A 21,587-nucleotide genomic window follows, 5' to 3' on the forward strand; every position below is an offset into this window, starting at 1 on the left:
TTTGCGCCATCAGCGTATTCAGTCGCTCACTGCGAGGTTACTATACTGGCTTTAGTGACCTCTCAATCGTTAACACAGGAACTGCAGCCGTGGATTACCGTCATCAAGCTCTGTGCAAAATCAGAACCATTACCACCTTCATCAGCCTCGACAAGCACCGTGAGCAATGGCAGGAAGAGATTCGTAAGGCATCACAATTTTGTGCACAGCTCTCTCGCCAATTTGACCAACATGGCTACACCGTTCAATCCGTGAGAATCGTTACCAACCCCTTTGGCGATTACCTCGACACCCGCAACGTCGACAGTGCTCGCGCCGACCTACGCGAACTCAGCAACCTACTCAGCGCCAACGATGAGTCAGGGCTACGTATCCGCTTCGCCATCGGCGAGGCACGCAACGCCGCTGAGATCGCCTTACTGCCAACACTGATCGAGGAGTTTGGCGATCTCTGTAACGTCTGCGTCAACGTAGCTACCAATGATTTCGGCCTGCTCGATAATGAGCTCATCTTACGCTCTGCCGAGGCCGTCCGCGCTATCAGCCAAGTGACCCCACGCGGGGAGGGCAACTTTAACTTTACGGTCAACTTTAACTGCCAACCACTGATCCCCTACTTCCCTGCCAGCTACCACAAATCATCACTTGGTAATCGCTTTGTTATCGGTCTAGAAACGCCCGACCTACTGGTCAACGTACTCAAAACCTTCAACCAACAACACACAAGCGGCGAGCACAGCGCACTCACTCGGGGCCGCTTCCAGGTGATACAGCAGGCGCTGCAGCATCATATAACGCAGATTCACACACTGATCGACAAGGCCGAGCTCGGCAATGACTTCACCTTCTCCGGCTTTGACAGCTCTGCCGCGCCTTCTAAGGATTGCGCAAGCATGGCCGAGATCTATCAACTATTGGGTGTCGATCACTTTGGTGCCGCCGGTAGTGTTGAGGCCTCCGCGTTACTCACCCGCGTCTTCAAATCAATACAGGGTGTCGAGCTTGTCGGCTTCTCCGGCTTAATGCTAGCCTTAACGGAGGATCTCGGCCTCGCGCAGGGCAGCCTCGCTGATCACTTCGATATTCGCGCTCTACTCACCTACAGCGCAGTCTGTGGCATCGGCCTCGATACCGTACCCATTCCTGGTAACACTTCAGTAGAAAAGATTGCCGCCCTCATGCGTGACACCGGCACCCTCGCCTTCCGCCTTAACAAGCCACTCACCGTCCGCGTCTTCCCCGTCCCTGGTCTCGTTGCCGGCGACATCACCGCCTTCGAGAGTGACGACCTGTGCAACTGTGCCGTGCTAGCCGTGCCCTAGTTCGCAACCTAGCTGCGCCGTAGGCGATCAAAAACACCGCCTGCGACGCAATGATTGTTGTTTTTTACAGCATCGACGCAATATTCTACGACCGCCGTCACTAGGCGCGCTCATCCTTCGCTGACTCCATCACCATATAAGTCGAAATCGAACTGACCTGTGCTATCGAGCCGATCACGTCAGTATGCAGTTTCTTGTAGCTAATTAAGTCTTCGGTCTCGACACGCAACAGGTATTCAAACGCGCCCGTGACGTTGTGGCATTCACGGATCTCATCGACGTCCAACACCGCCTGCTCGAAGGCCTTCTGCGCTTGTTTCGTATGCTCAGATAAACCAATGGCAACATAAGCCGTACAGCCCACATTGACTTTAGCCGGATCAATCACGGCTCGATAACCGGTAATCACTCCGCTGCGCTCTAACTCTTGCACACGGCGCAAGCAGGCTGAAGCGGACAAGCCCACACGCTTTGCCAGCTCAACATTACTGATCCGGGCATCCGTTTTCATTAGGCGCAATATTCGTTCGTTTATTTTATCCATAGCGACACATAGTTGTGAAATAAGATTTTTATACACACTAATAGAACGATAATTCGAAGTAAAAGTACATATAATTTTAATCACAAACACAGAGAAAGATGAGACCACGATGACCGCTTCCGCCCTACTCCTGCTAACCGGCTACGCTTTTATCTCGATCGCCACACCGGGCCCCAACAACTTAATGCTAATGGCCTCCGGCGCTAACTTCGGCTGCCGACGCACGGTAGCGCACATGCTAGGCATCAGCATCGGCATGGTCAGCATGCTGCTATTAACAGGGTTTGGTATCAGCCAACTCTTCGCCGCAGTACCGGCCAGCTACGACATTTTAAGGGTACTCAGCGTCAGCTACATGCTCTACCTCGCCTACAAAATCCTCAACATTGGCTCCTTTGACGCCGACAACCGCAACAATCAGCCGATGAGCATTATTCAAGCCGCCGCCTTTCAGTGGGTCAACCCCAAAGCCTGGGCCATGGCTCTCACCGCTATCAGTGTCTACCTGCCGAATACCGAACTATCGTCGATAGTCATTGCCGCCATCGTGTTTGGCTTAGTCTGCCTGCCCTCCAATCTCGCCTGGACACTACTCGGCGAGAAAATAAAACAGCTACTGAGCAGTATTCACCGTCGCCGGTTATTCAATTACACCATGGCAGGGCTGTTACTACTCTCGCTATACCCGATATTGTTCAGCCAATAATCACAGCGAGGCTACAACCAATGGCTAACGAATTGGCTGTTTAGAGATGAAAGGTAGTCACGTTCAATACGCCTGCTTTGATAAAAGGCCACCTATAGCTCATAACAACAAAGTTTGTTGTAAAGTTTATCTGAATGACTTGCGCCTCTAGCGACAAAGGATGAGACTAAGCCAAACTCGAGAAGGAACTCTCCCATGTTAACAACCTATTATTCTACTAAAAGAATTGCCGCACTTACTGGGCTATTATTCATCATACCGACAAGCTTTGCCGCTACCGTTATGACAAACGAGCTCCCTGCGAGCTTCACCGGCAGCCTCACAAGCCCGCAAAGCAGCTACGAAGTCGATGGTAAAATGGCCGCCTACAACATTACCGACAGTAATGGTGACGCCGGCTTTTTAATTAACTATACCGTCTCTGACGATTCCAACAGCCTGTCGGGGGAGAGCATCAATGGCAACTTATGGGTACAACTATCCTCCCGCTATAATTTAACCGGCAACAATAGTCACGCTCATAAGCTCAGTTTCTTTTTTGATCACCTTAACACCCCCCCTGTCGGCAGCAGCTGGTACGGCGGCGAGCCTTCCCACAGCGTCTACCTCAGTGACCAAGCACTACTATCTAGCCAAGGTTGGGCGCAGGTTAACTGCTGCAGCACACCAGCTCCCGTTGAGAGCAACACTATGCAGGCTCATATTCAACCCTGCTTTGATGAAGGCTGTATCGCGGCTCTGATGGTCAACCTGCCTTTCATTAGCGCAATCATTGAAGACGATGAGGCACTCATCGCATTCAACAATCTGGAGCCATCGGATCAACGCATCTACCATGCCGATAATATTTATACAGATCCGCAAGAAGGGTATTTCCAGGTAGCCACGCTCTCAGTGAGCGAGGTCCCTTTGCCCACCACTGCATGGCTGCTAGGTACCGCACTGCTCGGGCTTTCCGGACTTAAACGAAAAAAATAATCACTTTATTTAAAACACAAAAAAGCCGCTCAAAGGAGCGGCTTTTTCAGTGGAGAGTAACCTATTCTTTACAGCATCAAGCGACGGATATCGCTCAGCAACTGATTGAAGTAAGTTAGGAAGCGTCCCGCATCACCACCATTAATGGCACGGTGATCATAAGACAGTGCCACAGGCAGCATCTTACGAGGTGCGAACTCACTGCCATTCCAAACCGGCTTAACCGTCATCTTAGAGACACCGAGAATACCCACCTCTGGCGCATTCACAATCGGTGTAAAGCCTGTACCACCCAAGCCACCGAGGCTCGAGATAGTAAAGCAGGCACCCTGCATCTCAGCGGGCTTAAGCTTACGGTTCTTGGCCTTGTCGGCTAGTTCGGCAAGTTCTGTCGAGATCTGATAGATGCTCTTCTGATCGACGTTACGCAGTACCGGCACCATCAGACCAGCCGGAGTATCGACAGCCATACCAATGTGTACATACTTCTTGTAGACGATGTGCTCGCCATCGGCATCGAGAGAGGCACAGAACTTCGGATTAGCCTTCAGCGCGTGAGCCAAAGCCTTCACCATAAACGGCAGCGGTGTCAGCTTGACGCCGCTCTTCTCAGCCTCAGCCTTCATGCCCTTACGGAAGTCTTCCAGATCGGTAATATCAATATCATCGAACTGCGTCACGTGGGGAACGTTGAGCCAGTTACGCTGCATATTGGCAGCAGTAACACGAGCAATCTTCGACAGTTTCTCTTTTTCAATGTCACCGAACTTAGAGAAGTCCTGCGCCGGAATAGCGGGAATACCACTACCCGAAGCAGCCGCTGCAGCAGGCTTCTTCGCCGCCTCAACGAGAGCGTTCTTCACATAGCTTTGTACATCTTCTTTGACGATACGCCCCTTAGGACCACTGCCGGCGACAAGGCCAAGATCGACACCAAACTCTCGTGCCAACATGCGCACTGCCGGTCCTGCGTAGACCTTACCGCTAGGACGCTCAGTAACACGCTGTGCTACAGGCTCATCCTTAGGGGCTGGCACAGCCGCAGGCTGCGGTTGACGCGCCTCGACTGCCGGGCTCGGCTGAGCAGCCGGAGCGGCGGCCTGACCTGCGGCCATCACCACACAAATAGCGTGACCTTCGCTGACTTGGTCGCCCTCTTTAACAGCAATAGATAGCACCTTACCGCCTTCACGGGCCGGTACTTCCATCGAAGCCTTATCGGTTTCTAAAACAATCAGCGAATCACCCTCGGCAACCTCGTCACCTACGGCGATACATACTTCGATGATTTCAGCCGCATCGGTACCTAAATCAGGAACCGCTAAAGTTTGCTCGCTGGCCGCAGCAACAGGTGCTGGAGCGGCAACAGGCGCGGGTGCAGCAGCAGGCGCAGGAGCCGCTTCAGCGGCAGGAGCCGCAGCAACAGGAGCCGCACCACTCGCGATGACACAAACTTCTGTACCCTCGCTGACACTATCACCTTCTTTGACACTGAAAGAGACGATGGTACCTGCGAAAGGCGCAGGCATCTCCATCGACGCCTTGTCAGATTCAAGCACGATAAGAGAGTCACCCTCTTCCACGCTATCCCCTACAGCGACACAAAACTCGATGACTTCTGCAGAATCAGAGCCGATATCGGGGGCATTGACGACCTGCTCCGACACACTGGCTGCAGGTGCAGCAGGCGCTGCTGCAGTCGGCGCGGCCGCGGCGACGGGAGCCGCCTCTACGACAGGCGCTGCCACTGGTTGTGCCGCTTCGCCTGCGACATCCACTTCGACAACCACGTCGCCTTCGTTGATATTATCGCCTTCTTTGACGACGATGGCAGTAATCACCCCGGCGACGTCACTCGGTACTTCCATCGAAGCCTTATCTGACTCGAGTACGACTAGCGAGTCTTCGACGGCGACGGTATCGCCCACGGCCACACAGATCTCAATAACTTCTGCTTCGCCGGCACCTTCCGGTACTTTAACCGTTGTAATGCTCATATATACCTTCTTTATTCAAAATTCGATCGATGATTTTTCATCGCAAGAGGCTTACTCAAGCCTCTTGCACAACTGCTATCAAGGCGTAATTAACAGCTTGTTGGATCGATTTTTTCAGGGTCAATACCGTACTTCTTAATCGCCTTAGTCACGACTGAACGCTTAATCGCGCCCTCATCAGCTAGGGCCTTAAGTGCCTTGATTACCACAAACTCACGATTCACTTCGAAGAAGTGGCGTAGCTTCTGGCGTGTGTCAGAGCGACCGAAGCCGTCGGTACCCAGCTGGGCGAAGCGACGTGGCATAAAGGGTAGCAGCTGGTTCAAATAGGACTTCATGTAATCGGTAGCACCGATAATTGGCCCCTCTGTTGCCGCTAGCTGCTCAGTAATGTAAGGCACGCGCTCATCACTTTCTGGGTGCAGCATGTTCCAACGCTCACAAGCTAGACCATCGCGGCGTAGCATATTAGCAGAGGTCACGCTCCAGACATCGGCGTCGACATCCCAATCTGCAGCGAGTAGTTCGGCAGCAGCTTCCACTTCACGCAAGATAGTGCCTGAGCCCATCAGCTGAACGCGTAGCTTGTTCTTGCCATCGCTTTCCTTCAGCTTGTAGATACCCTTGATAATGCCCTCTTCACTGCCCGCGATCATCTCTGGGTGAGTGTAGTTCTCGTTCATCACGGTCAAGTAGTAGAAGACGTTCTCCTTGTCCTGGTACATGCGCTTGAGACCGTCTTGCATAATGACTGCAAGCTCGTGTGCGTAAGTCGGATCATAGGAAATACAGTTCGGAATCATGTTCGCCATCAGATGGCTATGGCCATCCTGATGCTGTAGGCCTTCACCATTCAACGTGGTGCGACCTGCCGTAGCGCCGATAAGGAAACCGCGCGCCTGAGAGTCGCCCGCCGCCCAGATCAGATCCATGACACGCTGGAAGCCAAACATGGAGTAGAAAACATAGTAAGGCACCATCGGGTAGTTCGAGGTGCTGTAAGATGTCGCCGCCGCCAACCAAGCTGAGGTCGCGCCCGCTTCGTTGATACCTTCTTCTAGGATCTGACCCGTCTCATCTTCCTTGTAGAACATGATCTGATCGTGATCGTGTGGCGTGTACTTCTGGCCGACTGACGAGTAGATACCCAACTGACGGAACATGCCTTCCATACCGAAGGTACGCGCCTCATCAGGAACGATAGGCACAATACGCTGACCGATGTTCTTATCCTTGGTCAAAGTCGACAAGTTACGAACGAAGGACATGGTCGTAGAGATTTCACGCTTACCAGAACCCTTCAATTGTGCTTTGAATGCATCAAGGCTAGGTACCTTAAGTGCTTCGAAGTCTGGGTTACGCGCAGGAATCTGGCCGCCTAGCTCTTCACGACGCTTGCGCATGTAGACCATCTCTGGGCTATCTGGCGCAGGACGGTAGTAAGGGACGTTGACTAACTCATCATCACTTAGCGGAATATTAAAGCGCGTACGGAAGCCCTTCAACGACTCCATATCCAGCTTCTTCAGCGAGTGCGTCTCGTTCTGTGCTTCGCCTGATGGGCCAGTACCGTAGCCTTTGACCGTCTGCGCCAAGACAACGGTTGGCTGCCCCTTGTGCTCAGTGGCGTTAGCATAGGCCGCGTAAACTTTATAAGGATCGTGACCACCGCGATTCAAATACATGATATCGTCGTCGGTTAGGTCCTTCACTAGTTCGAGTAGCTCAGGGTACTTACCGAAGAAGTGCTGACGGGTATAAGCACCGCCGTTGGCCTTATAGTTCTGCAACTCACCGTCACACACTTCGTCCATGCGCTTCTGCAGCAGGCCGGTAGTATCTTTCTCTAGCAGTGCATCCCAGTGACGTCCCCAGACGACCTTGATGACATTCCATCCTGCACCGCGGAAGACACCCTCTAGTTCCTGCATGATCTTGCCGTTACCGCGCACAGGGCCGTCGAGGCGCTGTAGGTTACAGTTCACTACAAAAATCAGATTATCGAGTTTTTCACGGCCCGCAAGAGAGATAGCGCCAAGCGATTCTGGCTCGTCACACTCGCCGTCACCTAGGAAAGCCCAAACCTTACGATCTGTTTGGTCAACCAAGCCACGCTTATCTTGGTACTTCATAACGTGGGCTTGATAGATCGCCTGAATCGGACCCAAACCCATAGATACGGTTGGGAACTGCCAGTAATCAGGCATCAACCAAGGGTGTGGGTATGAAGAGAGACCCTCGCCATCAACTTCACGACGGAAGTTATCTAGCTGGTCCTCGCTGATGCGACCCTCTAAGTATGAGCGTGCATAAACACCAGGGGCAGTATGGCCCTGATAGAACACAAGGTCGGCCTTCTCGCCACCCTTGAAGAAATAGTTGAAGCCTACATCGTACAACGTCGCAGAAGAAGAGAAGCTAGAGATGTGTCCACCCAGCCCTTCATCGTTGTCGTTGGCACGCATTACCATGGCCAGAGCATTCCAGCGAATCATTGAGCGGATGCGTCGCTCGACGAACAAGTCTCCCGGCATGCGCTTCTCTGCAGTCGGCAAGATAGTATTACGGTAAGGCGTGGTGATCGCTGAAGGAAGCTGAACACCAACATCCGAAGCGCGCTCTGATAATTGATTCAGAAGAAATGACGTTCGCTCGTTGCCGGCGTTATCAATTACTGAGTCGAGAGCATCTAGCCACTCGCGCGTTTCGATAGGATCATGATCCTGCATGTAAAACCCCTAAAATATATTGGATGGTGATCGCAATGAGGGGTCGCCTCTGTCCCGATCACTAATGATAAGCCAGCCCCTGATAACGGGCCGCCTAAGAGCATTTAGATTCACCTAGTATTAAGCCGCCTATAAAACTGGTTTTCTCATTATAGGCGTGAACGCTAAATTCTGTTGAATCAGCGGCCCTCTAACCTTCCTTGAGGCGAGCTCAAACTTGCACACGACAGCCCCAGAAAAAAAACAGCTGATTCACGACAGTATTGTAAGAGACAAAACTCACAGAAGAATTTAGCAGACTGTAAAATTTTTACATATTCCCTCCCCATAATCAATATCTGAGAGCGTTTACTATGTCCTAAACCCCTTGTATCACCGTAACTTAAGGTCACTAAACAAACGTTTAAGAGTTGTTAGTGAGACTTTCGAGACGAAAGTTTTCGGCTAAAACATCGTGCGAGTAAACTTATTTTTCAAACGTTTAATCAGATAATGAAGGTTTGATGTAACCCCCTACGCCTTATCTGTAGTATTACTACAGCGCACGCAACAGCTGTTGAATCAGTAAACAGCTGTATGGATGGCCGAGTTGTAATTTAGCCCGATTGGTTTAATTGACCATGACCCGGGACAGGAAAAACGCTATTGCCACAAGCTTTACGGCAAAGAAGACGGAGAGAAATTATTTTATCGCGCGACACCGGACGATGTCGCGCACAACCACTTAACGGTAATGAAACTGACGCTGTTGCGACTTGAAGCGATCGATATCAACAATGGGCTTAGCCTGCAGTAACGGCGCCTGCTGTGACTTTGTCTGCAACCAGAGGCTGCGCTCAATGCTGCCACCAAAACGCTGACGATAGAATGCCAGCCAATCGTCAAGCTGCACGCCCTCGATTGCCTTAATCAACTGCTCTCGCGTATCGAATGCGCTATTACCTAGCTCTATCTGCTGCCAATAGATTTGTGCCTGCTCAGATAGATTTTCCGGCGCCTTAGCTACCGCGGATACTAGCGCCTGACGCTGTCGCTCGAAAGCTGACACACCCTCTGCAGCCACTCGATCAGCAAAGCCCTGAAGAAACTTCACCGTCTCCACTTCGATCTTGCTCGGGCTGACGGAGGGTGACTGCACCAACAGCAGTAAACCAGGGACTTTCACCGTCACCTTCGGCGCGCCATAAACAATATAGCCGAGCTGCTGCTCAGTACGCAGCGAACTGTAAAACGGTGATTTCAGCAACTGTGCCGTCACCCCCATTAACGCCCGCTCCTGATAGCTATCATTGCGCCCCTGTAGATACAGTAGGCCCGCTGCATCGTTGTGCTTCACCTCGACGTCACGGTACCAATTCTTCCCTTCAGGCAGTTCTGTAACCGCCAGTTCACCCCGCGCGCCCGGCTTGACCGCTAAGCGGTCGGCGATCATGTTGGCGTACCCTTCCGCCTGATCAGCGGTATAGTTGCCATAGGCAAAGACTTCCAGGTTCACCCTGGAGAGAAACTGCTGTCGATAGTGAATGACATCGGCGAGCTTAATTTGACCCAATGCTGCCAATAACTGCTGCTCACTCCAATTGGTTGCCAACAAGCTACGATTAAGCTCCGACACCAAACGTCGATACGGTGGCTGATGCGCCACATTCAACCAACCTCGGCGCAACTCATCCTTGACGTCGGCAAAGCGCTGCTCATCGTAAGAGTCGGCCGTCAGCCCATCTAGCACCTCGCCGAGTAACAATGACTGCTTATCGGTATAGCCGCTCACTGACAAATCTAGGCCACGATTACTCGCAGCAACGGAGAACTGCAGACCGGCCAATGCCGCAGGATAGCTATAGCTGTTCAACGACTCCTCAGTCATCGCCGCCAATAATAACAGCTTCACTACCGCTGCCGGTGACTGCTGCACCGACTCGCTCTTCATCGTCGCCCTGAGCACCCCTTTCGGAATACGGAACTCCTGATCGACACCGAACCAAAGCTGATAGCGCGGGTCATCTCCGATCAAGCGCGGTGGCTGCGCCGCTGCCTTAGCGTTGAGTAAGGTAAAGTCCTCAGCAATAAATTGGTTCTTAGCGGGTAACGTAATCGCTTGATTAGTGCCGGCCTGCTGCCAGCTCTGCAAGGTTGCAGCATCAATTTTCTGATAGCTGTAAGGGGTGTCATAGAGCACCGTCACCTTATCCGTTTTGGCCGACTTACTGGTCAACGTCAACAACGCCTTCTCCGGACGGAGATAGTCCAACAGCTCAGCGGTACGGCGCGGTTTAAACTCATCTAGCAGGTAACTACCCGCCAAGATATCCGACGGTGCGTACAGCTGCATCAGACCTGCCAAGCTACTCACTGTCGACATCGCCCCCCGCTTCTCCTGGAAACGAAAACGTATATCCATCAAACGCTGCTGCTCTTCAAAGGCTGCCTTGGTGACCTCTTCAGCGCGCATGCCGTTAATCGTCTGATAGACCGCCTTCGCCACCAACGGCCACTGCTGCTCGCCCTTGGCTGTGAGGCTAACATTGATGTTGAATAACGCGCCGCCGTTATAATCCATGCCACTGCCAGCACTCAAACCCTCGGCTAGCCCCTGCTGTTTCAAATACTGCAACAGGCTACCCTCACCCTCGTGTCCCAAAACATCGCCAATAAATAGCTCAGGCTTACTGTGATAATGATCACGTTGGCTCGGCATCGCGAAGGCAAAGCTCAAGCTGCGGACGTCTCGCAACGGCTCGATCTGTAACAAGCCGGGCAGTTTACCTTTGGCAAACAGTGGCTGCTCAATCTTATTGCTCGGCACCTTCCGGCTGGGGACTTCAGCAAAGCGCTGTCGCACCATCTGCTCCAACTGATCGAGATTCTCTCGCCCCAAAACAGCCAGTGTCATCACATTCGCAGAGTAGTGCTGAGCGTAAAACTTCAACAAATCATCACGAACCTTGTCTTCCCCACCATCGGCCGTCTTGCGATCGGCGAGAGTCTTTAGGTCGCCGACAGAGAATTTTGCCATCGGGTGCTCAGGGTTCAGCTCCTGCTTGAAAACGTCGTAGCCTCGGCGAAACTCATTTTTGAGCTTGGCCTTATACTCCGAATAGACCGCGTTTTTCTCACGCTCTACGTAGGCCTCAGTGAATAATGGTGCAACAAAGAAACGAGAGAAACGATCGAGGGCGCCCGGAAGGTAATCCGGTTCCACATCGAAAAAGTAATTGGTATTCTCAAACGCGGTAAAGGCATTATGACTGCCACCGTGGGCACTGATATAGGCTTGATAAGCTTCCGGTTTCGGGTACTTATCCGTTCCGAGAAACAGCATGTGCTCCAAAAAGTGCGCCAGCCCCTCTCGATCTTTCGGATCTTGTGCCGAGCCCACTTCCACATCGAGTGCAGCCGCCGATTTATCCGTTGTTGGGTCCGAAATCAGTAAGACTTTAAGCCCATTATCGAGCTGCAGGTAACGGTAGTCACGGCTATCGTTAGGGCTTTTTACAACCTCAACACTGCCGCCACCGAGGCCATTGGAGCCACAAGCTACTAATAAAAAAGTCGTCAGTATCAATGTTACCCACGTCGTCACCGCCGTGTTCAATCGCTTTACAGCCATAAACCATTCTCTTTCAGATAATTAAGATGATAAATTTGGACTCTCGCAAGGAGTCTTAGCGCGCGGCCAGGCATTAATCAACGCCTTCACCAAAGTCGCCAGCGGGATGGCAAAAAACACGCCCCACAGGCCCCAGAAGCTACCAAAGAACAGCACCGCGAGAATTATTGCCACGGGATGCAGGTTCACGGCCTCGGAAAATAGTAACGGAACCAAGATATTGCCATCGAGCGCCTGGATAATGGCATAGACAACAAACAACCAGATAAATTCACTGGTTGGGCCCCACTGTAGATAGGCAATAATGGTCACCGGCACTGTCACCACCGCCGCGCCAATATAGGGGATCAATACCGACAACCCCACCAACAGAGCCAACAAAGCAGCATAGTTCAGCCCCATAATGGAGAAGGCAATAAATGTCACTCCGCCCACGACCACAATTTCAATTACTTTACCGCGGATGTAATTGGCGACTTGCTCATCCATCTCTTCCCATATACGTCGCATCATCGGCCTGTTTTCAGGCAGAAAGCCCGCAAACCAGCCCAACAACATCCTCTTATCCTTGAGCATAAAGAATATCAAGATCGGCACCAGCACTGCGTATACTGATAGCGCCACTATATTCAGTAAGTTACTCAGTGAAAAAGAGAGCAACAACTGCCCAAGCCCGGTCAGTTCACTAGCGACACTAGAGACAACGCTGTGGAACTGCTCCTCGGTAATCAGCTCTGGGTAGCGCTGGTGCAACTCCGTCAACAGTAACTGCCCCTTGCCAACCATATGTGGCAGCTCCTGGAATAATGATACCGCCTGCTTCCAGACCATCGGCATGATGACTAGAGTAAGCGCTGCACAGGCCGCCAAAAACAAACTAAAGGCAATGACCAGAGCTGGCCCCGCAGGCACCCGCCACGCACGCAACTTTACGATCAAGCCATCCAGCAAATAAGCTAGCACGACACTGGTAATGACCGGCGCCAATATATGGCTCAAGCCCACAATCAACGCCAACGCACCAGCGATAATTAGAAGGAGTAGTATCGCCTCCTCATCGGCAAACAATGAATCAAGCCATTTGGTAAAAACACTAAACATGGTATTCGTCCCTAACATCCCGCATCAGCAGGTTTAATCTGGGCAACAGAGCTGTAACAACCTCGCGTCGCCTGCGCTACTTCTTTTCTATAACGTAGGTAAACTCACCGCCCTCATCGAAGGCGCTAATTAGACGATGACCGCTCTGCTCTGTAAACGCAGCAAAGTCACGCCATGAACCTGCATCGGTACTGCGAACTTTCACCCGCTCACCGCTGTCAATACTATTGAGCCCCTTCTTCGCCTTGAGTAAAGGCATTGGACAAGCCAACCCCCTAGCGTCTATTTCTAACATCGATAACTCCATGAACAAGATGCACTATCGCGAGGCACTCTAAATATAGATAAATAAAACAACCGCATGCTAGCATAGAAAAGCTGTGTCTCAGTCGTCACGGTCAACAATTTAGTCGTTTACAGGCTGCCATCCTTGATTTAACCGGTTACGGCAACCTATAGGGACTCTGCTAGAGTCACTTAAGTCTATCTGTCGAACAGTCAAAAGAAGCATTATGCATAGATTCTCATTGAAAAAAATCACAGCGGCAAGCACCTGCATCACACTACTCGCCTGCTTGAGCCTCGACGTGAGAGCACAACCTATCGACCTCAATCTACCGACACTGGGCGGGGCGAGCGGCACAATGCTCTCCGATGACTACAAGTACGAGCTGGGGCATGCCTGGTTAATGGCCTACCGTGCCCAAGTGCCAACGGTCGATGACCCTATCATCTTCGATTACCTGGAGCACCTCACCTACCGCTTAGCGCAGCACAGCCAGCTCAGTGATCGACGCATTCAACTAATCGTAGTCAGCAACCCTACACTCAACGCCTTCGCCCTGACTGGCGGCGTCGTTGGCGTACAAGACGGCATTTTCCTCAGCGCCAAGAATGAGGCGCAGCTGGCCTCGATCCTCAGTCACGAACTAGCTCACTTGAGCCAGCACCACTTCGAGCGCGGCATCGAGTCACAGAAAAACGCCACCATCCCAACCATGGCGGGACTACTAGCCGGGCTGGTGCTCGCCGCGACCACCGGCAGCGATGCAGGTATCGCGGCCATGGCCGCGACCCAGGCCGCGTCCATACAAAACCAACTGCGCTTCTCTCGCCAGAATGAGCAAGAGGCCGACCGTATTGGCATGAAGACCATGGTCGGCGCCGGTCTAGACCCCCGCCAATCATCGAGAATGTTTGAGGAGATGCAGCGCGCCAGCCGTTACTACGGCAGCCATATGCCCGAGTTCTTACTGACTCACCCACTGACCGAATCACGTATTGCCGACGCCAAAATGCGTGCCGACCGCTATCCAAAAGGAGGCGAAGTCAACTCTCTCGATTACGCCATCGTGCAAGCGAGGGTGAAAATTCGCTATGAGAAGAATCCACAGACAGCCATTAAAAACTTTCAGGCTGCGCTGGAGAGCAGCAAAGGAACCATGCAGCAAGCCAACCGTTACGGCCTCGCTATAGCGCAAACAGACGCGGGCCTTTACTCACAGGCAGAACAGACACTGCAGCCACTACTCGATCAACACCCCAACAACATCCCTTTTCAGCTCGCCAAAACTAAGTTACTCAGCGCTCGAGGGCAGACAGCAAAGGCAAAGAGCCTGCTAGAGGACCTGCTGAAAACAAACCCCGATAACTACCCGCTGATGCAAAGCTACGCCAAGCTATTGCAGAAGACGAAGGATATCAAAGGTGCGCGTGCAATTTGGCTGAAGCTATCCGAGTTACGTCCCAACCAGCCCAGCATTTGGTTTCAGCTTGCCGAGGTCGACGGCCTAGTCGGCGACATCAAATCGGTACACACTGCTCGCGCCGAATACTTCCTGCTATCGGGCAACCCTGAGGCCGCCGTCCGCCATCTGCACTATGCTTTAAAATTAGTCGAAGGCGATTACCTACAGACCGAGATCATCCAGCAGCGCCTGCGCGACATCGAAGCCTGGAAACAACGTCTGAAGCTTAAATAGTCATTATACAGCTGACGCCGCCGCCGATATGCCCCGCCAAACCTGGCGACACAAGCCAGGCTTGGTAATCAACAGTCAGTACCATCGCAAACAAAAACTGACCGTGTCGTTAGGTTTTTCTGGTCAGCCACTAACAGCTATGTATAATCACCTACAAAGGGCGAAGATACAGGCATTATTCATGCAGTCTATAGCGCGCATCAGAGGCATCACGCTTCTAAATGGTGAGCTGCAAGAATAAAATAATCGCTAACCTCGCCAATGATTAAACCGAGCTTACCGTTATCACTGCGCCGTAATCGCACTACATTTTTAAGAAGGTCAAACTATGTCGGAACGTATCCAAAAAGGCGGGCTACAAATAGCCCAAGAAATCTATCAGCTTGTTGCTGACGACATCGTTGCAGGTACCGGCATCGACGTCGATACCTTCTGGAGCGAGTTTGAATCTGTCCTCAATGATCTAGCCCCTAAGAATCGTGCACTACTTGCCAAGCGCGACCAGCTACAGCAGCAGATCGACCAGTGGCACCAGCAACAAGGGGTCAACAACATCGACCCCGCCAACTATAAGCGCTTCCTTACCGAAATCGGCTACTTGGTCGAAGAAGGGCCGGAGTTCACCATCAACACCAGCAGTGTCGAGCCCGAGATTGCCGTGCAGGCCGGACCACAGCTGGTGGTACCGATTATGAACGCCCGCTTCGCACTGAATGCCGCCAACGCGCGCTGGGGTAGCCTCTACGACGCGCTCTATGGTACCGACGTCCTCTCCGAGGCCGATGGCGCTGAAAAAACGAAAGCCTACAACCCGGTTCGCGGCGCCAAAGCCATCGCCTATGGCCGAGACTTACTCGACCAGAGCGCACCTCTTGCCAACGGTTCCCACGCCGACGTCACTGCCTACCGAGTGGCCGATGGTAAGCTCATCGTCGAGCTTGGTGACAAACAGAGTGAACTGGCAGATCCCCGCTTATTCGTTGGCTACCAAGGCGACGCCTCTACACCCAGTGCTATCCTCATCAAGCACCACAATTTGCATCTCGAGATCCAGATCAACGCTGCAACCCCCATCGGCCAGGCCGATAGAGCGGGTGTAAGCGACATCTTGGTCGAGTCAGCCATCACCACCATCATGGATTGTGAAGACTCTGTCGCCGCCGTCGATGCCGAAGACAAGGCACTTGCCTACCGTAACTGGCTCGGCCTAATGCAGGGCAACTTAACCGAAACGGTCAACAAGGGTGGAAAGTCTATTACCCGCAGCCTCAATGCCGATCGCCAATACACGGCTGCGGACGGCAGTGATCTCAGCCTCAAGGGGCGGAGCATGCTATTTATCCGTAACGTTGGTCACTTAATGACCAACCCCGCGATACTCGACAAAGACGGTCGCGAGGTACCTGAAGGCATCATGGATGCCATGATCACCTGCCTCATCGCGCTACACGACCTCAAAGGAACCGGCCCGCTGCGTAACTCCACCGCCGCCTCCATCAACATCGTCAAACCCAAAATGCACGGCCCGGAAGAGGTTGCCTTCGCCAACGAGCTCTTCGGGCGCGTCGAAGATGCACTTAAGCTACCCCGCTTCACCATCAAGATGGGCATCATGGATGAGGAGCGACGCACCTCGGTCAACCTTAAGGAGTGCATCCGTGCCGCCAAGGATCGCGTTGTCTTTATCAACACCGGCTTCCTCGACCGCACTGGCGACGAAATTCACACCTCGATGGAAGCAGGTCCGTTTGCCCCTAAAGGTCAGCTGAAGACCATGACCTGGATTGGCGCCTACGAAGATCAAAACGTCGATCTCGGGCTCGCCTGCGGCCTACAAGGTCGCGCACAGATAGGCAAAGGCATGTGGCCCGTTCCCGATAACATGGCCGACATGATGCAAGCCAAGATCGGCCACCCGCTTGCTGGCGCCAACACCGCTTGGGTCCCCTCGCCAACAGCCGCGACATTGCACGCACTGCACTACCATCAGGTAGATGTACCGAGTCGCCAGGAAGAACTCAAGCAACGCCAACGCGCCAGCGTCGATGATATCCTCACGATCCCGCTACTTGGCGACCAAGAGCTCTCGAGCAACAACATCATCACCGAGCTTGAAAACAACGCCCAGGGTATTCTCGGCTACGTCGTACGCTGGGTTAATCAGGGCGTCGGCTGCTCAAAGGTCCCGGACATCAACAACGTCGGACTGATGGAAGATCGCGCCACACTACGCATCTCTAGCCAGCATATTGCCAACTGGCTGCACCACGGCCTCTGCACCGAGGAGCAGGTGATGTCGGTTATGCGCCGGATGGCCGCCGTTGTCGATGGGCAAAATGCCAACGACGACGATTACATCAATATGGCGCCAGAGTACGACAAGAGCATTGCCTTTGCCGCAGCTGTCGAACTAGTGCTACAAGGCCGCGCGCAACCCAGCGGCTATACCGAGCCCGTGCTGCACAAAAAGCGCCAAGAGCTTAAAGCCAGCCTCGCGCAATAGCGCTTTATAAGCCGAAGATAAAAAACCCAGCGAGATGCTGGGTTTTTTATACCTGTGCCTAATGGGCTATTGCAAACAACTAAAACCGCTCGATACTCATCACCCAACCCCGCTTTCGACACTGTGCCGCGACTGCACGTGTCATCTCTTCCGGACCACAGACGAAACAATGAGGTCGTTCTAACTCTTCAGAGACATCGCTAAAGAGGCGCTCAAGATCCGGCCGGTGCTGATAAAACACCACCCTATCACCATGAACATCTTGCTGCTGCAACCAAGCCGGTAATGCATCAGCCCCTTCATCCTGAGTTAAAAACAGATGAATCCGGCCGCCAGCAATAAGCGGTGAGCTTAAGAAAGGCTCTAGCCACTCAAGCAACTTGCCATCACGTAGTACCCAGACCAAATGGAACGGCCGCCTCTTCACCGAGTCAAACAGCATCGTATACAACAAGCCCAAGAACGGTGTTATACCGATCCCCCCCGCCACCATCAGGATAGGCTCCCTGCGCCTCGTTGGACGCGCTGCCGGGCTCGCGAACGGCCCCCTGATATCGACATCCAGCTCTGCACGCCCATCATTGCCTAACTGGTCATAAAGCGCGTCGCTCCAATCACCCTGGGCCTTGATTTTCAGCACGATCACATCGTCACCTTCGCGACCGCCCGTCAACGAGAAGTCATGCCATTCATAGCGCCCTAGTTTCGGCACACGTAATTGCAAATAGTGACCAGGCTCGATAACAAAGCCATCTGGCCGCTGCATCTCAAGGCGCAGCATCCCCTCACTGACTCTCACCATACGAGCATGGCAGCCTCGATAAATGCGCACATAGTGTGATAAGAAGTATTCCAGCGCCAAAATAATAGCCGGCACCAACAACCAGTTGTACCGGGGGATATGTAGCAGCGCCAACACCACCATCAGATAGCCTAGTCGATGGATGTTTTGAAAGACATGATGTTGGCGCCGACGCATCACCGCTAACGAAGTGAACCACAGCGGTAGCAACATCAGCAGCATCAATAAGCCGCAGACGTTGATGCGGAATTGTCGCGAATAGATACCGCGCTGACTCAGCGCCACAACATCGTCAAAGTAACTGAGTGGCAATGAGGGAATAGCGTAGGTCATAGTCGAACTCGCACTGTGACACTTAGTACAATCCTCCTTCATAATTGGCCGAATTACATCGTGAAACATCTGCTCCGGCCGCCCTTGATCAATCCAATCAATCACATCATCAATGCTCTCATCCTCACTGACAAACTCGTACATAGTCGTTCGCATAGACCGTACGACGTCCGACTCAGTACCGAATAACACATCCATGAAGGGCGCATCCAGTGTGTTGAAATACAGCAAATAGCAAGCACCGTGCACCATGGCGCCCGCCATCATCAAATGCCCCAGCCAACGATGGACATTTTTTGCCTGCTCCAGCGGTAGCCATGACGCCCACCTTGAGCGCCATAGCGCCGCCAAACCATGCCGCATCACCGGCAGCCACAACAGGCACAATACTAATAGTAAGGTATATGAACAGCCGCGAGCCAACTGAAGGTAGATGTTAGTTGTGTCGTTCGAGTTATATCTATAGCCAAGATAGAACTGGCTCAACAACGCCACAGCCAATAGCAACAACCAGGGAAAGGCTAACCAAGGGCGGTATTTCTGCCCTAAATAAAACAATGTTAAACGGGTCTGCAAGCCCAGAGAAGAGAGACCGCCTCTCGGCGTCTTCTCTTGCAGCTCTAACGACTCTTTCACGAGCCTTGCTTAAACGTTAGTTTAATAGACTTCTTATGATAGAGGTGATTAATCTGACTGTTATCAAAGGCTGTTACACCAAAATAATAAGGCTTTGCCAAGTCATTAAACTGTATATCTTGACGAGCACTATTTTTATAATTGGTGATACGCTTACGCTTTACCTCCAGCTGCCAGTGATCATCTTTCCAGACGCCTTTAGCGTTGACGTCGGCGCGTGATGCAGTGTGTGGCGCGGTCACAACGCCGCCAATACGATCACCGGGCTGAAAGGTGTCGACAAAGGCCTGCTTAGCTGCCTCCATCACCCAGTAAGGTGCGGGCTCTTTCGTCTCACCGTTCACCCAAGCCGGGAACTCTGTGTCGTTGGTGTTGTTATAATAACCACCACCTGCACTATCATCTGGATGACGCCCCCACTTGCCATTAGTCTCATGCTCATTATCTACAAAGCCATCGTCCATCTGATAATTCGGGTTAGTACGAATACCCTTCCACTGCCATTCATCCAGCGTCTCAGTATCTTTTAGTGTGTAGTGACGACCTGCCGAGGTATCTTTTACCCCCTCCAGCAAGCCATCCTCCACCATATGACAGGATTTATCGCAGCCTTTCTTGATAAATCCACGTTGATTAATATCCCAATAAACTGAAAGCTTATCTTCATAATAAGTATTTTCATGCAACGTACTATCTTTATTTTCGAGGTGCTTCCAGCTGCCATCCGCAGCCTTTTCCCACGGAAAACGAGCCAAGCTCTCCGTCGGATCGTACCAGCGATAAAGAAAATAAATATACTCCTCATCATACAAACTTCGCACCTCAAGTTCGGTTTCCATCAAGCCCTTATAGCCATTGTTCGGCTCGTAAGGAAGCTCATTCAACACGACCTTTAAAGGTGTAGCCAGTGCCCACTGCTTATCCTCTACACCGTCTACCACGACAGGTGCTGGAGTAAGAACACTTTCCACCGCCATACCTGACGCCGCATTAGCCACTGAAAAAGCACAATTTAATCCCGTAATAAAAACAACACCACGCAACCACTGTCGTCCTAAAATAACATTATTCCCTTTTATTTTTTTCATAACAATCTCCCTATCCATCATTAGCACATAGAAACAACAACCAACCAAAAAAAACAAAAAACCAAACCAAACCAAACCAAACCAAACCAAACCAAACCAAATAAAATATACCTCACACTTTAAGCTCATACGATAAAGCTAAAAAAACACTAACTAATCGCCTACTTTATTAACGCAAAAAAAAGACGAAATGGGCTCTCAATTTAAAAGCTGTGCTTTAACCCGACGGCCAAGTAACGAGTCTCATACTCTCTTTCATCTGCTTTACGATCTGCATAATAAGTGTAAAGGACGGATCGTTCACCAAGCTGATGATCTAACGCAACAGAGAACTGGCTTGAGTCACTCATACGAGCCGAGCGATCACTGACAATATACTGCACCTTAACGCTGTTTTTCCTTAACGCATAAACAGCACTGCCACCATAGGCGTCGGCTTCATCTTTTCCGTCAATATAACGAAAATCGTCATCATGGCCTTTCGAATGTTGATAGAGCGCTCCGACACTAAATAAGCCCTCTCCCAGAGCCCCCCAGTGCCAAGTAGTCACTAGCCGCAACTGATCCTGCTGCTTGATATTATTATTAACAGCCAGTGCTAAATATAACTGTTCTCGCTTATACACAAGCGATGCTGAGGCAGCGTCCGCCGCATCATCCTCATCACCCTCTCCTTCACCGGGAATTACAGCCAGCTTAGCAACGAGACCAGTGAGTAACTCTGGACTGGCATATTGCAAGGTGTTGCTAAGACGGTTTTCACCGTCGATGATTTTGCCTAATTCACCTTGTAAGTCATTAAAGCGATCAAAATCACCTTTGGCCTGCTTAAATGGTATCGTCAAGCGTCCCGCTTTTAGCTGCCCCCAGCTTCCTTCAAGACCAAGAAAAATGTCGCGTTGAGAAAACGTGTCACCATCCTTTTCACCATCATCAACTTCGACCCCAAACTCGAGCTGATAGAGAATATTAAGTCCGCTATCAATAGCTGTTTCACCTTTAAAGCCAAGTCGAGAAGAATTATTTTCTAACTTCCAGACCCCATCACTATCTGCATTATCCTCATACTGGTAGGTTACATTCAAACGACCATATACCTTCCCATCTATCGGACCTAGCGCGTTTGCTGTAGCCGATAAAAATAGACAAGATAAAGTCGTAGCGGCAATCGCCCCTGATACACGCGGCATAGCACCCTCCATTGCACTCTAAACCAATAAGGCTCAACCGAGCCCCTTCCTTATTGGGACGGCATA

Annotated in this window: 14 protein-coding genes; 5 read left to right on the top strand and 9 right to left on the bottom strand. The window is 51.7% G+C overall.

The window, feature by feature from the left end; all coding sequences use genetic code 11:
* Window positions 1-89 precede the first annotated feature (89 nt).
* Window positions 90-1,322 (top strand): DUF711 family protein, encoded by a 1,233-nt coding sequence (locus EDC56_RS04815; RefSeq protein WP_123711780.1) that lies wholly within the window; start codon window positions 90-92, stop codon window positions 1,320-1,322.
* Between the two features lie 100 nt (window positions 1,323-1,422).
* On the opposite strand, the gene EDC56_RS04820 is transcribed toward EDC56_RS04815, so the two are convergent.
* Complete coding sequence (locus EDC56_RS04820; RefSeq protein WP_123711352.1) at window positions 1,423-1,866, bottom strand: Lrp/AsnC family transcriptional regulator; 444 nt, start codon at window positions 1,864-1,866, stop codon at window positions 1,423-1,425.
* A 109-nt stretch (window positions 1,867-1,975) separates the two neighbouring features.
* Between EDC56_RS04820 and EDC56_RS04825 the strand changes: the two genes are divergently transcribed.
* Window positions 1,976-2,572, top strand: coding sequence for a LysE family translocator (locus tag EDC56_RS04825; RefSeq protein WP_123711353.1), 597 nt, complete (start codon window positions 1,976-1,978; stop codon window positions 2,570-2,572).
* 195 nt (window positions 2,573-2,767) lie between these two features.
* Window positions 2,768-3,550, top strand: coding sequence for a VPLPA-CTERM sorting domain-containing protein (locus EDC56_RS04830; RefSeq protein WP_123711354.1), 783 nt, complete (start codon window positions 2,768-2,770; stop codon window positions 3,548-3,550).
* Window positions 3,551-3,618: 68 nt separating this feature from the next.
* Here EDC56_RS04830 and aceF read toward each other — a convergent pair whose 3' ends face one another.
* The 5 genes from aceF to EDC56_RS04855 form a co-directional block, all read right to left on the bottom strand.
* The gene (aceF, locus tag EDC56_RS04835; protein WP_123711355.1) at window positions 3,619-5,547 is read right to left on the bottom strand and encodes a pyruvate dehydrogenase complex dihydrolipoyllysine-residue acetyltransferase; all 1,929 of its coding nucleotides are present in this window, start codon (window positions 5,545-5,547) and stop codon (window positions 3,619-3,621) included.
* Between the two features lie 89 nt (window positions 5,548-5,636).
* Entirely contained in the window at window positions 5,637-8,276 is a 2,640-nt protein-coding gene (gene aceE / locus EDC56_RS04840) for a pyruvate dehydrogenase (acetyl-transferring), homodimeric type (protein ID WP_123711356.1), read from the bottom strand.
* A 724-nt stretch (window positions 8,277-9,000) separates the two neighbouring features.
* The gene (locus EDC56_RS04845) at window positions 9,001-11,886 is read right to left on the bottom strand and encodes an insulinase family protein (protein WP_123711357.1); all 2,886 of its coding nucleotides are present in this window, start codon (window positions 11,884-11,886) and stop codon (window positions 9,001-9,003) included.
* Between the two features lie 21 nt (window positions 11,887-11,907).
* On the bottom strand, window positions 11,908-12,987 hold the full coding sequence (locus tag EDC56_RS04850) for an AI-2E family transporter (RefSeq protein WP_123711358.1): 1,080 nt from the start codon (window positions 12,985-12,987) through the stop codon (window positions 11,908-11,910).
* 76 nt (window positions 12,988-13,063) lie between these two features.
* A complete protein-coding gene (locus tag EDC56_RS04855) occupies window positions 13,064-13,282 on the bottom strand; it encodes a sulfurtransferase TusA family protein (RefSeq protein ID WP_123711781.1) in 219 nt (72 codons plus the stop codon).
* 217 nt (window positions 13,283-13,499) lie between these two features.
* Between EDC56_RS04855 and EDC56_RS04860 the strand changes: the two genes are divergently transcribed.
* Window positions 13,500-14,969, top strand: a complete 1,470-nt coding sequence (locus EDC56_RS04860) for a M48 family metalloprotease (RefSeq protein WP_123711359.1) — start codon at window positions 13,500-13,502, stop codon at window positions 14,967-14,969.
* Between the two features lie 328 nt (window positions 14,970-15,297).
* On the top strand, window positions 15,298-17,472 hold the full coding sequence (locus EDC56_RS04870; protein WP_123711361.1) for a malate synthase G: 2,175 nt from the start codon (window positions 15,298-15,300) through the stop codon (window positions 17,470-17,472).
* A 79-nt stretch (window positions 17,473-17,551) separates the two neighbouring features.
* Here EDC56_RS04870 and EDC56_RS04875 read toward each other — a convergent pair whose 3' ends face one another.
* The 3 genes from EDC56_RS04875 to EDC56_RS04885 form a co-directional block, all read right to left on the bottom strand.
* On the bottom strand, window positions 17,552-19,243 hold the full coding sequence (locus EDC56_RS04875) for an NADPH oxidase family protein (RefSeq protein ID WP_123711362.1): 1,692 nt from the start codon (window positions 19,241-19,243) through the stop codon (window positions 17,552-17,554).
* Window positions 19,240-20,331 (bottom strand): ethylbenzene dehydrogenase-related protein, encoded by a 1,092-nt coding sequence (locus EDC56_RS04880; RefSeq protein ID WP_162844078.1) that lies wholly within the window; start codon window positions 20,329-20,331, stop codon window positions 19,240-19,242. The genes EDC56_RS04875 and EDC56_RS04880 overlap by 4 nt, the downstream gene beginning before the upstream one ends.
* A 203-nt stretch (window positions 20,332-20,534) precedes the next feature.
* Window positions 20,535-21,521, bottom strand: a complete 987-nt coding sequence (locus EDC56_RS04885; protein WP_162844079.1) for a porin — start codon at window positions 21,519-21,521, stop codon at window positions 20,535-20,537.
* Window positions 21,522-21,587: the final 66 nt, after the last annotated feature.

The sequence above is a fragment of the Sinobacterium caligoides genome, from assembly GCF_003752585.1.
GTDB lineage: Bacteria > Pseudomonadota > Gammaproteobacteria > Pseudomonadales > Sinobacteriaceae > Sinobacterium > Sinobacterium caligoides.

Coding starts and splice junctions, on each gene's coding strand:
- EDC56_RS04850 (WP_123711358.1), bottom strand. CDS start 12,987: ATGTTTAGTGTTTTTACCAAATGGCTTGATTCATTGTTTGCCGATGAG.
- EDC56_RS04880 (WP_162844078.1), bottom strand. CDS start 20,331: ATGAAAAAAATAAAAGGGAATAATGTTATTTTAGGACGACAGTGGTTG.
- EDC56_RS04860 (WP_123711359.1), top strand. CDS start 13,500: ATGCATAGATTCTCATTGAAAAAAATCACAGCGGCAAGCACCTGCATC.
- EDC56_RS04830 (WP_123711354.1), top strand. CDS start 2,768: ATGTTAACAACCTATTATTCTACTAAAAGAATTGCCGCACTTACTGGG.
- aceF (WP_123711355.1), bottom strand. CDS start 5,547: ATGAGCATTACAACGGTTAAAGTACCGGAAGGTGCCGGCGAAGCAGAA.
- EDC56_RS04855 (WP_123711781.1), bottom strand. CDS start 13,282: ATGTTAGAAATAGACGCTAGGGGGTTGGCTTGTCCAATGCCTTTACTC.
- EDC56_RS04885 (WP_162844079.1), bottom strand. CDS start 21,521: ATGCCGCGTGTATCAGGGGCGATTGCCGCTACGACTTTATCTTGTCTA.
- EDC56_RS04845 (WP_123711357.1), bottom strand. CDS start 11,886: ATGGCTGTAAAGCGATTGAACACGGCGGTGACGACGTGGGTAACATTG.
- aceE (WP_123711356.1), bottom strand. CDS start 8,276: ATGCAGGATCATGATCCTATCGAAACGCGCGAGTGGCTAGATGCTCTC.
- EDC56_RS04870 (WP_123711361.1), top strand. CDS start 15,298: ATGTCGGAACGTATCCAAAAAGGCGGGCTACAAATAGCCCAAGAAATC.
- EDC56_RS04820 (WP_123711352.1), bottom strand. CDS start 1,866: ATGGATAAAATAAACGAACGAATATTGCGCCTAATGAAAACGGATGCC.
- EDC56_RS04825 (WP_123711353.1), top strand. CDS start 1,976: ATGACCGCTTCCGCCCTACTCCTGCTAACCGGCTACGCTTTTATCTCG.